We start from the raw sequence: 11589 nt of genomic DNA, 5'->3' as shown, positions 1-11589 counted from the left end.
TCGCGACCACGAGAGTCGTGCTCGGGCGCGGTACCTGGTATTCGCCGGTGTAGTCCTCGAACGCCCTGCGCTGCGCGGGGTTGGCGTGGCGGCCGATGACGAATTCCGAGTAGTGGTAGGAGCTTCCGTGCGATCCGGCCAGCAGGAACGCGATGGCGGTCCAGACCAGCGAGAAACTGGCCATCACAAGGAATCCCAGCGCCATGCGATGGCGCAGCACCGGGTGCCGACGGATCAAGGTGAGGATCGAGGCCAGCACCTGCGGGTAGCTCTCGCCCGACGCGGCGCGCGGGGTGGCGGGGGCGAGCAGGTAGAGGCTGATCGCCATCACCACCTGCAGACCGGCCGCCACCAGCAGCACCGTGCGCCAGCCGCCCAGTTGCGCGACCGCCCCGGCCAGCACGCGGGAGAGCAGGATGCCCAGCAGCAGACCGCTCATCACCGTGCCGACCACCTGGCCGCGCCGCTCGGGGTGGGCCAGGGCCGAGGCCCACGGGACCACCACCTGCGCGGCCGAGGCGGTCACGCCCGTGGCGACGACACCGGCGAACAGCACGGCGAAGTTGGGGGCGCAGGCCGAAACCACCAGGGCCGCCACCGAAGCCGTCAGCAGCGCCGGGACCATGCGGTGGCGGCGCAGGAAATCACCCAGCGGGACCAGGAAGGCCAGGCCGCACAGATAGCCGATCTGGGCGGCGCTGACCAGCAGCGCGGCGGTCGCGGTGGAAATGTTCAGGTCGCCGGAGACCTGGTGCAGCAGCGGCTGCAAGTAGTAGTTGCCGGCCGCGGACGAACCGGCGGTGATGGCGAAGACGAGCACGGTGGTCCGGCTCAACGCGGTGCCGACCTCGGACCGAGTCTCCTCGGCGCTACGGGTCATCGAAACAGTCACCACATCATCGTGAACGCTCGGATCGATCAACAGAAGCGATACATTTTGATGCTGCCATCTCCTATGTCGATGGCACAGGTAGGCTGCCCACCATGGAGTTGCGTCAGATCGAATGCTTCCTGGCCTGCTGCGACCACCGGTCCTTCACGGCCGCCGCCCGCGCCCTGAACCTGGTGCAGTCGGCCGTCTCCACCAGCGTCGCCAAACTCGAACACGAGCTCGGCACGCGCCTGTTCGACCGCACGCCGCGCACCCTGGAACTCACCGAGGCGGGCCGGGCCATGGTCGCCCCCGCCCGCTCCCTGCTGCGCGCCCGCGGCGATATCGTCGATGCCATCGAGGCCGCCCGCGGCGAGATCCGCGGCGAAGTGGTCATCGGAAACCTGATGAACATCCACAATTTCGATCTCGCGGGCAGCATCGCCGCACTGCGCCAACGCTTCCCGGACGTCACCCTGCGCATGCGCCAGAGCATCTCCGGCATGGCGGGCAACCTGGCGGGCCTGCGCGACAACTCTCTCGAACTCGCCCTGCTGGCAGGCCGCACCGACCAGTTCCCCGGCATCACCACCCACCTGATCACCGCCGAAACCCTGGTCCTGTGCACCGCCCCCGAACATCCTTTGGCGGGCAAGCCCTTCCGCCCCGCCGACCTGTCCGGCGCCCGCTTCATCGACTACCCGCCCGGCTGGGGCATCCGCGCCATCTGCGACGAGCTCTTCCCCACCCGTGACCCGGTCATCGAGGTAGCCGACCAAGCCTTCGCGGTGGAGCTGGCCGCCAAGAACTTCGGCGTAGCCCTGATCCCCCGCTCGGTAGCCCTGCTGTCCCCGGAAGTCCCCTACGCCGAATTCGCACCCCGCCCCCTCCCCTGGAAACTCTGCATCGGCCACGCCGCCGATCGCACCCCCTCCAATGCCGCGCGCACCGTCATCGAAGCCCTCACCGTCGACTAGGCGCCGTTGGGCATCGGGGGTATCACCCAACGGGCATAGGTGTTTTCAGGGTTCACGGTGATGACGTCCGCGGCTCTGACCAGATCGGTCAGCGCCGCCTCACTGTCGAAATGATCGGCGGTCGGCACGACCACCGCCTCGGCGTCCAGACGCGTGACCGCAGCCTTCAACGGCGCGAGCGGGGATCGACCCGAGCGACCGTCCACCACGACCATCTTCGCGAAGTCATAGCCCAATCGCCTTGCCAGACTGCGGATCTGCTCCTCATCCCACGCCTGCCGTGCGCCCGAGATATCACTGCGCACGTATCCGACAGCCGTTGGCCTGAACTTCATCGCCCGCTCCTCCCTCCGAAGTTCGTCTCCTATGCCGTAGGACGAACCTAGGAACCGCGGCGATCGTGAACAACGATTTTGCAGTATTTTGCGCGGCAACTTTTTGTACCCGGCTTTGACCTGGTCGTATCCTGAATTGAAGGTGCATACCTACGACTGAGATCGAGGTTCTGTCATGCCTGTTCAACTCCTGGGCGGACCGACCCAGAACAGCGGATCACCTAGACTCTGGGTGGACGACGAACGGCAGCTGTACATCGTTCAGGGTTACCGCGTCCCCGGCCACGACAACCAGGTCGAGATTCCCCAGATGCTCCTGCGATGGTTGAGACCCGGAACGTATCTCGGTGTGCGGCTGCATGATTCCGGACGGGGGGCGTTCACCGTCACCGGCACACCCGTCGCCGACACGGAGGCACTGCGGCAGATGAACATCCCCGAACACGAGACGGCCGTCGAGGCCCCCATCGCCAAGAGTCGCTGGAACTGGTGAAACATGCTCCACCTCAAGGCTTCCGAGACCAACGATCTCATCCGGCACGCCCGACACGACGCGTTTCACCTCGAGGTCTCCGACGACCACTCCGACGTCTCCGACGAGAGCGCACCCCTGCGCCGGGTGCTGGCCGGACTGCCGCCGTTCGAGGACGGCGACTACCCGCCGACCTGGAGTGCCTGGGAAGACCTCATCAGCGAGGTGACCGGCCGTGGGGTCACCATGCGCCGCGTCCGCGTCGTCACCGAACCGCTCACCGACTACGTCCGATTCCTGCACGCCCTCACCGGAAGAAACCAGCGCTACGGAGAGGAAATCCGCTGGCTGCCGCGACACACCGTCGACGAGACCGAGTACACCGCCGACGAATGGTGGCTGATCGACGATGTGACCGTCGCGTTCACCCTCTTCGGCAGCAATGGTGACTTCACCGGGGTCGCCGTCACCACCGATCCGGTGATCGTCTCGCGGTGCCGGGAAGTCCGAGACAAACTGTGGGGCATGGCGATCCCGCACGACGAGTACGCACCGGGCGAGTGACAGGGGTCGAGCAAGCACGGCAAGCCTTCGGCGCTCGTCTGCGGGAGATCCGCAAGGGCGCCGGCTTTTCCGGCGTGGAGTTGGCCGCCCGCACCGGATGGCATTCCGCGAAAATCTCCCGAATCGAACACGGCCGCCAGATGCCGAGCGACACCGACCTCGTCGCCTGGTGTCAGACGTGCGACGCGCGACTGTTGCTCCCCGACCTTCGCGCGGCCCTGTCCAATGTCGAAGCGCTGTGGGCGGAGTGGCGTCGCCTGGCGGCCGCGGGGCATTCCCAAGGTCAGCGTCGCCTGATCGAGATCGAGGCGCAGGCCCAGACCTTCCGCAACTACGAACCGACGATCATCCCCGGATTGCTGCAAACCGAGGCGTACGCACGCGCGGTCCTCACGGCGTGCATCGAGTTCGTCGGCGGCTTGGACGACATCGACCGCGCGGTGTCGGCTCGCTTGGATCGGCAGCGGATTCTCCGCCAAGGCAAACGACAGATCACCATCCTGCTCGCGGAGCAAACTCTCTATACGCGCGTCGGCGACACCGCGACCATGACAGGCCAACTGGAACACCTCCTCGAGGTGATGGCACTCCCCCGGCTGAGCCTCGGGATCGTTCCCCGCACCGCACCATTCGTCTACACCACGACGTGTTTCGTACTACTCGATCGACGGATGGCGATGGTCGAGACCATCTCCGCGGCACTCACCATCACCCAAGCACGCGAACTCGACTTCTACGAGAAGGCCTGGGCCGCCCTGCACAAGCAGGCCGCCTACGGTGCGCGCGCCCGCGCGTTGATCGAGACGGCACTGCGGTCGTGAGGATCGATCTCAGGGAGCGCTGATCGGGGGCGGGCCGGTGACGGTGAGGGGCGGGAGATCACCTGTGTAGCGCTCGATTTCGACCAGGGAGAGCTGACCGGTACAACCCTGGCTGAGGCGGGAGGTGCCGCGGTCGGCGGTGACGGCATTGGGGTTGCCGTGCCGGCAGAAAGAGGGGTCGGCGGGATCGGGGTCGTACCAGGCGCCGGTGGAGAGTTGGGCGACGCCGGGGCGGACGCCGTCGCTGAGCACCAGTCCGGCCAGGCAACTGCCGCGGTCGTTGAAGATGCGGACGATGTCACCCTCGCTCAGGCCGCGGGCCGCGGCGTCGTCCGGATGCAGGCGGACCGGTTCGCGGCCGGAGATCTTGGTGGATTGGCTGTGCGCTCCAATGTCCAGTTGGCTGTGCAGTTTGGTCCGAGGCTGGTTGGCCACCAATTGGATCGGGAAGCGGGCCGCGCGGGGACTGCCGAGCCATTCGTCGGGTTCGAGCCAGACCGGGTGCCCTGGGCAGTCGTCGTAGCCGAAGCCCGCGATGGTCTCGGAGAAGATCTCGATGCGGCCGCTCGGCGTTTGCAGCGGGTGCGCGGCCGGATCGGTGCGGAAGTCGGCGAAGGCGATGTGCTCCTCGGACTCGAGCGGCAGGTCGATGGATTCGCCGCTCCAGAAGGTGTCGAAGTCGGGCATCTCGTGGCCCCGGCCGCTCAACCGCTCACGCCACTCGTCGTAGAGGTGGCGCAGCCACTCCCCGGCCGTCCGTCCCTCGGTGAATTCCTTTCCGAAGCCCAGCCTTTCGGCCAGTTCACCGAACATCCAGTAATCGTCGCGGGCCTCGCCGTGCGGGCGGGTCAGGGCGGGCATCGGGAACAGGAAGCGATCGCCCTCGCCGGAGCCGTAGTCGTCGCGCTCGATGGTCATGGTCGAGGGCAGCACGATATCGGCGTGCCGGGCGGTCGCCGACCAGAACGGATCATGCACCACCACGGTGTCCGGGCGGCCGAACGCGGTCCGCAGGCGGGCCAGATTCTGATGGTGGTGGAACGGGTTGCCGCCCGCCCAATAGACCAGCCGAATATTCGGATAGGTGCGGTGCTCGCCGTTGTACTCGTAGGGCGCACCGGGATTCAGCAGCATGTCCGCGATGCGCGCGACCGGGATGAAATCGTCGACCCCGTTGACGCCCTGCGGCAGCCTCGGCGGCGAGGTGAGCCGCACGGCCAGACCGACATTCGCGGCCGAACCGTATCCGTGGCCGAATCCGCCGCCGGGCAAGCCGATCTGCCCCAGCATCGCCGCCAGCACCACGCCGAGCCACAGCGGTTGCTCGCCGAACTGGGCACGCTGCAACGACCAACTCACCGCCACCAGCGTCCTGGTGGCCGCCATCTCCCGGGCCAGCGATCGAATCCGTTCCGCAGCGACGCCGGTGATCGGCTCGGCCCACTCCGGATCCTTGACGACACCGTCCTCGCCGCCGCGCAGATACTCGGCGAACCGCTCGTAGCCGACGGTGTATTGGTCGAGGAAAGCCTTGTCCGCCAACCCTTCCGCATCCAGTACCTGCGCCAGTGCCAGCATCAGCGCGGTATCGCTGCCGGGCCTGGACGCGATCCATTCGGCCTGCGCCTCGCTCGGAATATCGTCGCGCAGCGGACTGACGGTGACGAATCGGCACCCGTTCTCCCGAGCCGTCCGGATCCAGCCGCGGCCATTGTGCCGCGAGACCCCGCCCGGCGAGACCGCCGCGTTCTTCGGTGACAGTCCGCCGAAGGAGACGACCAGTTTCGAATGCTTGGCGAGCACCGATTTCGTCGTGGCCCGCGACATGATGGTGCCCATATCGGCGAGGATGTGCGGCAACAGCACCGTCGAGGCACCCAGGCTGTAGCTGTTGCGGTGCGAGACATAGCCGCCGAGGCAGTTCAGGAAGCGATGCACCTGGCTCTGCGCGTGGTGGAACCGCCCAGCACTGGCCCACCCGTACGAGCCGCCGTACACCGCGGACGGACCGAAATCCCTATACACCCTGGACAATTCACCGGCCAGCAGGTCGAGCGCGGTCTCCCACGACACCGGCACGAACTCGTCGTCACCACGCGCCGCGGGCCCGGGGCCGTTCTCCAGCCAGCCCTTTCGGACATACGGTTGCGCGATGCGGGCCGGATGATGCTGCGCGGAGGCGACATTCTCGATCAACGGCATGGGTTCCGGATCACCGCGCCAGGGCCGCACCGCGGTCAATCGGTCGCCGTCGCTGTCCGCCTCGAAAACGCCCCAGTGAGTGAGATGCGTGCCCATGTGACCAACGTACTCGCGTCCGGTGACATCATGACCTTGCGGAATCGGTAACCAGGAGTACGCTCATTTATGAGTCCACTCAGTTTCCCCTTCGGGTTGGAGGTGTCCGATGGCCACGACGGTCCGATCGGCGCATGTCGGACGGCGGCAACGCACCATGCTCGACAAGCAGTCCAGGATCTTCGAGGCCGCCGCGGCATTGTTTGCCGAGTACGGATTCGAAGGCGTCACCACCCAGCAGATCTCCGATCGCGCGGATATCGCGGCGGGCACCCTGTTCCGCTACGCGGCCTCCAAGGGCGAACTGCTGCTGATGGTCTACAACGAGGAGTTGCGCACCGCCCTCGAGGAGGGCGCGGTCGCGGCGCGGGCGTGCACCGAGCCCGCCGAGGCGGTGTTCGCCATGGTGACGCCGCTGCTGCGGGCGGCCGCACAGCGCCCCGAGAACACCATCGTCTATCAGCGCGAACTGCTCTTCGGCGCGCCCACCGACAAGTACCGCTCCGAGGGACTGGCCCTGGTGGCACGACTGGAGGCCATGATCGCCGAGCGGCTCTGCGCCGAGAAGTCCAGCACCGCAGGCGATTCGGAGCAGGACACCCAACAGGCCCGGATCGCCGGGCGCAGCATCTTCGCCGTGGTGCACCTGGCCCTCGTCCAGCCCGCCACCGGGGCGCATCCCGGCCACGACGCCGTGGCGGATCTGCGTGCGCAGATCGATCAGATCATCACCGGATATCTCACATCCTCAGGGAGGCAACAACAATGAGCATCGCCATCCGCAAGGTCACCGTGCTCGGAACCGGTGTGCTCGGTTCCCAGATCGCGTTCCAGACCGCGTTCCGCGGATTCGACGTCACCGCCTACGACATCAGCGACGAGGCGCTGGCCGCGGCCCGCAAACGCCTCGACAAGCTCGCCGTCGTCTATCGCGAGCAGGTACAGGGCGGCGGTGACGGCAAGGCCGAGACCACGGCTGCGGGGATCGCGCTCACTTCGGATCTGGCACAGGCGGTTTCCGATGCCGACCTGGTGATCGAGGCGGTGCCGGAGGTGCTCAGCATCAAGCAGGAGACCTACGAGAAGCTGGGCAAGCTCGCGCCCGAGCGCACCATCTTCGCCACCAACTCCTCCACCCTGCTGCCCAGTGCCATCAAGGATTTCACCGGCCGGCCGGACAAGTTCCTGGCGCTGCACTTCGCGAATCAGGTGTGGCACTTCAATACCGCCGAGGTGATGGGCACCCCCGATACCGATCCGGCGGTATACCAGGCGGTGGTGGACTTCGCCACGGCCATCGGCATGGTGCCGATCGAATTGCACAAGGAGAAGGCCGGTTACGTCCTCAACTCGCTGCTGGTGCCGCTACTGGACGCGGCCATGAACCTGGCCGAGGGCGGCTACGCGAGCCCGGAGGACGTGGACAAGACCTGGTCCATCGGCACCGGCGCACCGGCCGGACCGTTCCGCATCCTCGACATCATCGGGCTCACCACGCCCTACAACATCATGGTCAACGGCGACGAGACCTCGCAGCGCATCGCGCAGTGGCTCAAGACCAATTACATCGACAAGGGCAAGCTCGGGATCGCCACCGGAGAGGGGTTCTACAAGTACTGATTCGAGATCCGCGGCAGCGCAAGCACTTCCAACCTCTGGGACAGGAGTTCTCATGTACTACAGCAATGGCAATTACGAAGCCTTCGCCCGCCCGCGCAAGCCCGCGGGGGTCGACGGGAAGACGGCCTGGTTCGTGGGGTCGGGGCTCGCCTCGCTCTCCGGCGCGGCCTTCCTGATTCGTGATGGTCAGCTGCCCGGTAACAAGATCACCATCCTGGAGGAGCTGAAGCTGCCCGGCGGCGCGCTGGACGGCATCAAGGAACCCAAGAAGGGCTTCGTGATTCGCGGCGGGCGCGAGATGGAGAACCACTTCGAGTGCCTGTGGGATCTCTACCGCACCATCCCCTCCATCGAGGTCGAGGGCAGCGTGCTCGACGAGTTCTACTGGCTCAACAAGGACGACCCGAACTTCTCCCTCGAGCGGGCCACCGTGAACCGGGGCCAGAGCGCCCAGACCAAGGACCTGTTCACGCTGAACGACAAGGCGCAGAAGGACATCACCAAGATCTTCCTGGCCACCCGGGAGGAGATGGAGGGCAAGCGTATCAACGAGGTGTTCTCCAAGGACTTCTTCGAGAGCAACTTCTGGATGTACTGGCGCACCATGTTCGCCTTCGAGGACTGGCACAGCGCGCTCGAGATGAAGCTCTACCTACACCGGTTCGTGCATCACATCGGCGGGCTACCGGACTTCTCGGCGCTGAAGTTCACCAAGTACAACCAGTACGAGTCGCTGGTGCTGCCGCTGTACCGCTGGCTGCTGGACCAGGGGGTGGTGTTCAAGTTCGATACCACGGTCACCGATGTCGACTTCGATCTGAAGGCGGATCGCAAGCAGGCCACCAGGATTCACTGGGTGTCGGAGGGCGTCGAGGGCGGCGTGGATCTCGGCCCGGACGATCTGCTGCTGATGACCATCGGGTCGCTCACCGAGAACTCCGACGAGGGCGACCACCACACCCCCGCCAAGCTGGACGAGGGCCCCGCCCCGGCCTGGGATCTGTGGCGGCGAATCGCGGCCAAGGACAAGGCTTTCGGCAATCCCGACGTCTTCGGCGGCCATATCCCCGAGACCAAATGGGAGTCGGCCACCGTCACCACGCTGGATCAGCGCATCCCCGAATACATTCAGAAGATCTGCAAGCGGGATCCGTTCAGCGGCAAGGTCGTCACCGGCGGCATCGTCACCGTGAAGGACTCCAGCTGGCTGATGAGCTGGACGGTCAACCGCCAGCCGCACTTCAAGCAGCAGCCCAAGGATCAGATCGTGGTGTGGGTCTATTCGCTGTTCGTCGACAAGCCCGGCGACTACGTGAAGAAGACCATGCAGGAGTGCACCGGCGAGGAGATCACCCAGGAGTGGCTGTACCACATGGGAGTTCCGGAAGCCGACATTCCGGAGCTGGCCGCCACCGCCGCCAAGACCGTCCCGGTCATGATGCCCTACGTGACCGCCTTCTTCATGCCCCGCAAGGCCGGTGACCGCCCCCAGGTGGTCCCCGAAGGTTCGGTCAACTTCGCCTTCATCGGCCAGTTCGCCGAGACCAGCCGCGACTGCATCTTCACCACCGAGTACTCGGTCCGCACCGGCATGGAGGCCGCCTACCAGCTCCTCGACATCGAACGCGGCGTCCCGGAGGTCTTCGCCTCCACCTACGACATCCGCGTCCTGCTGGCCGCCATGACCCGGCTGCGCGACGGCGACCCGATCGACCTCCCCGGCCCCGAACTGCTCTGGCGCGGCGTGGCCAAGCGTCTGGGCAACAACGAGATCGGCGAGTTGCTCGCCCAGTACGGCGTCATCGCCAAGTAGCCCCACCGAATCTCCGAGTAGCCCCGCAGACGACGGCCCGGTCCCCGTGGACCGGGCCGTCGTCGCGTTCGACGCCGACTTCACCTACACTCGGATAGTCAATTAATTGACTATGGAATCGAGGAAGCATGCATCCCTTCCGGAAGGCCGTCGAGGCCCGCGACGAGGCGGCGATCGAGGCTCTGCTGGCCGACAATGTGGTGTTCACCAGCCCTGTCGCCCACAAGCCGTATCCGGGCAAGGCGATCACCGCCGCGATCCTGCGCGGGGTCCTGCGAGTGTTCGAGGACTTCCGCTATGTGAAGGAGATCGGCGCGGAGGACGCCGCCGATCACGCACTGGTCTTCGAGACGACCGTCGCCGGTAAGCAGCTCACCGGCTGCGACTTCATCCACCTCGACGCCGACGGCAAGATCGACGAGTTCATGGTGATGGTGCGTCCGCTGTCCGGCGCCAACGCGCTGGCGGAGGCGATGGCCGCACAGTTCGAGCAAATCCAGCGCGAGGCCGTCGCGCAAATCGAACGGGAGGCGGCGGGTTCGTGACGCCAGGCGGCGGGCCGGTGAAATGACTCAGACAGGGTCCGCACCGCCGCCGATTTCCTGGGATGATCCACGAACAGTCACCGAAAGGCCGATCCGCCATGACCGATGGCACGTACACCCGCTATGTCGCCGTGGGCGACTCCCAGACCGAGGGTGTCGGCGACGGCGACGACCTGACCGGCCTGCGGGGATGGGCGGACCGGCTGGCCGAACGACTCGCCGTCACCAATCCCGAACTGCGCTACGCCAATCTGGCCGTGCGCGGCAAGCTGGCCCATCAGATCCGCACCGACCAGCTCGACGCGGCGCTCACGTTGCGCCCCGACCTGGTCACCGTGCTGGCCGGGATGAACGACCTGCTGCGCCCGAACTTCGACGCCGACGAGATCGCCGGGCACGTCGAGGCCATGTTCGCCGCCTTCGCCGCCACCGGCGCGGTGGTGGCGACGCTGACCTTCCCGGACATCGGCAACACCATTCCGCTGGCCCGGCCGATTCGCGGCCGGATCGCGCTGCTCAACGATCGCCTGCGTGCCGCGGCCCGGCGCAATGGCGTGATCGTGGCCGAAACCGGCAATCACTCCGTGGTTTCCGACCCGCGGATGTGGAACCCGGACCGCTTGCACGCCAGCCCGCTGGGCCATCAGCGCATCGCCGACGCCGTCGCGGAGGCGCTGCGCCTGCCCGGCGCGGACGACGCCTGGACCCGCCCGCTGCTGCCCGCGCTGCCCGCGCAGGGTGTGCTGCGCACGATGGCGGACGAATTGCACTGGGCCGCTGTCGCTCTGGGCCCGTGGGTGATGCGGCGGCTGCGCGGCCTGTCCTCCGGCGACGATCGCGCCGCCAAACGCCCGGAACCCCTACCGGTCCACTGCACCGGAGCTCCCCCGATCTCGCACTGAAACCGCCTCCGCTGCCGGACAATCGACCTGGACCCAGCGGGGGGCGGGAAGGTCGGTGCGGATCATGGTCGTCGGCGACGATGTCTTGGCGGCGATCGGCCATACGCCGCTGCTGCGGTTACGCCGGGTGGTGCCGGACGGTTGCGCGGAGATCCTGGTGAAGGCGGAGGGCCAGAATCCGACCGGCAGCATGAAGGATCGCATGGCACAGGCCGTGATCCGGGTGGCCGAGCACGACGGGCGGCTGAAACCCGGTGGCACCGTGGTCGAATACACCGGCGGCAGCACGGGCGCGGCGCTGGCGCTGGTGTGCGCGGCCAAGGGTTACCGATTGCGAATCGTCACCTCGACCGCGTTCAGCGCCGAGAAGC

Annotated in this window: 13 protein-coding genes; 10 read left to right on the top strand and 3 right to left on the bottom strand. The window is 66.6% G+C overall.

Annotation, left to right across the window (positions count from 1 at the left end; genetic code table 11):
- The coding region (locus tag ACWELQ_RS23275) for an MFS transporter (RefSeq protein WP_452399154.1) at positions 1–892 on the bottom strand (892 nt) is incomplete at its 3' end.
- Between the two features lie 92 nt (positions 893–984).
- On the opposite strand from ACWELQ_RS23275, the gene ACWELQ_RS23270 reads away from it, so the two are divergent.
- Positions 985–1848 (top strand): LysR family transcriptional regulator, encoded by an 864-nt coding sequence (locus tag ACWELQ_RS23270; protein WP_452399153.1) that lies wholly within the window; start codon positions 985–987, stop codon positions 1846–1848.
- Here the strand turns inward: ACWELQ_RS23270 and ACWELQ_RS23265 are convergent.
- Positions 1845–2183, bottom strand: coding sequence for a hypothetical protein (locus ACWELQ_RS23265; RefSeq protein ID WP_452399152.1), 339 nt, complete (start codon positions 2181–2183; stop codon positions 1845–1847). The two genes, ACWELQ_RS23270 and ACWELQ_RS23265, sit on opposite strands and share 4 nt — an antisense overlap.
- Positions 2184–2415: 232 nt before the next feature.
- Between ACWELQ_RS23265 and ACWELQ_RS23260 the strand changes: the two genes are divergently transcribed.
- From ACWELQ_RS23260 to ACWELQ_RS23250, 3 genes are read left to right on the top strand one after another with little or no spacing between them, the layout of a single operon-like run.
- A complete protein-coding gene (locus ACWELQ_RS23260; protein WP_452399151.1) occupies positions 2416–2676 on the top strand; it encodes a hypothetical protein in 261 nt (86 codons plus the stop codon).
- A gap of 3 nt (positions 2677–2679) precedes the next feature.
- Complete coding sequence (locus ACWELQ_RS23255) at positions 2680–3219, top strand: DUF6879 family protein (protein ID WP_452399150.1); 540 nt, start codon at positions 2680–2682, stop codon at positions 3217–3219.
- Entirely contained in the window at positions 3216–4040 is an 825-nt protein-coding gene (locus tag ACWELQ_RS23250) for a helix-turn-helix domain-containing protein (RefSeq protein WP_452399149.1), read from the top strand. The genes ACWELQ_RS23255 and ACWELQ_RS23250 overlap by 4 nt, the downstream gene beginning before the upstream one ends.
- A gap of 9 nt (positions 4041–4049) precedes the next feature.
- Here the strand turns inward: ACWELQ_RS23250 and ACWELQ_RS23245 are convergent, their stop codons facing one another.
- Positions 4050–6338 (bottom strand): molybdopterin-dependent oxidoreductase, encoded by a 2289-nt coding sequence (locus ACWELQ_RS23245; RefSeq protein ID WP_452399148.1) that lies wholly within the window; start codon positions 6336–6338, stop codon positions 4050–4052.
- A 109-nt stretch (positions 6339–6447) separates the two neighbouring features.
- Here ACWELQ_RS23245 and ACWELQ_RS23240 point away from each other — a divergent pair, with 109 nt between their 5' ends.
- The 6 genes from ACWELQ_RS23240 to ACWELQ_RS23215 all read left to right on the top strand — a co-directional run.
- Positions 6448–7107, top strand: a complete 660-nt coding sequence (locus ACWELQ_RS23240) for a TetR/AcrR family transcriptional regulator (RefSeq protein WP_452399147.1) — start codon at positions 6448–6450, stop codon at positions 7105–7107.
- Positions 7104–7958: a 3-hydroxyacyl-CoA dehydrogenase gene (locus ACWELQ_RS23235; RefSeq protein ID WP_452399146.1), complete on the top strand. Its 855-nt coding sequence runs from the start codon at positions 7104–7106 to the stop codon at positions 7956–7958. Before ACWELQ_RS23240 ends, ACWELQ_RS23235 begins: the two co-directional genes overlap by 4 nt.
- A 52-nt stretch (positions 7959–8010) precedes the next feature.
- Complete coding sequence (locus ACWELQ_RS23230; protein WP_452399145.1) at positions 8011–9771, top strand: oleate hydratase; 1761 nt, start codon at positions 8011–8013, stop codon at positions 9769–9771.
- 128 nt (positions 9772–9899) lie between these two features.
- Positions 9900–10316 (top strand): nuclear transport factor 2 family protein, encoded by a 417-nt coding sequence (locus tag ACWELQ_RS23225; RefSeq protein ID WP_452399144.1) that lies wholly within the window; start codon positions 9900–9902, stop codon positions 10314–10316.
- Between the two features lie 98 nt (positions 10317–10414).
- Positions 10415–11218 carry an SGNH/GDSL hydrolase family protein gene (locus ACWELQ_RS23220; protein WP_452399143.1) on the top strand — a complete coding sequence of 268 codons (804 nt, stop codon included), beginning with the start codon at positions 10415–10417 and terminating at the stop codon, positions 11216–11218.
- Between the two features lie 64 nt (positions 11219–11282).
- On the top strand, positions 11283–11589 hold a 307-nt coding region (locus ACWELQ_RS23215; protein WP_452399155.1), incomplete at its 3' end, for a pyridoxal-phosphate dependent enzyme.

The sequence above is a fragment of the Nocardia sp. NPDC004722 genome (assembly GCF_053601505.1).
This window is presented reverse-complemented; position numbering and strand designations above follow the sequence as displayed.

What these genes read in the sequence shown, in the direction of transcription:
- ACWELQ_RS23220 (WP_452399143.1), top strand. Translation starts at nt 10,415, where the DNA reads ATGACCGATGGCACGTACACCCGCTATGTCGCCGTGGGCGACTCCCAG.
- ACWELQ_RS23270 (WP_452399153.1), top strand. Translation starts at nt 985, where the DNA reads ATGGAGTTGCGTCAGATCGAATGCTTCCTGGCCTGCTGCGACCACCGG.
- ACWELQ_RS23225 (WP_452399144.1), top strand. Translation starts at nt 9,900, where the DNA reads ATGCATCCCTTCCGGAAGGCCGTCGAGGCCCGCGACGAGGCGGCGATC.
- ACWELQ_RS23265 (WP_452399152.1), bottom strand. Translation starts at nt 2,183, where the DNA reads ATGAAGTTCAGGCCAACGGCTGTCGGATACGTGCGCAGTGATATCTCG.
- ACWELQ_RS23230 (WP_452399145.1), top strand. Translation starts at nt 8,011, where the DNA reads ATGTACTACAGCAATGGCAATTACGAAGCCTTCGCCCGCCCGCGCAAG.
- ACWELQ_RS23235 (WP_452399146.1), top strand. Translation starts at nt 7,104, where the DNA reads ATGAGCATCGCCATCCGCAAGGTCACCGTGCTCGGAACCGGTGTGCTC.
- ACWELQ_RS23255 (WP_452399150.1), top strand. Translation starts at nt 2,680, where the DNA reads ATGCTCCACCTCAAGGCTTCCGAGACCAACGATCTCATCCGGCACGCC.
- ACWELQ_RS23245 (WP_452399148.1), bottom strand. Translation starts at nt 6,338, where the DNA reads ATGGGCACGCATCTCACTCACTGGGGCGTTTTCGAGGCGGACAGCGAC.
- ACWELQ_RS23240 (WP_452399147.1), top strand. Translation starts at nt 6,448, where the DNA reads ATGGCCACGACGGTCCGATCGGCGCATGTCGGACGGCGGCAACGCACC.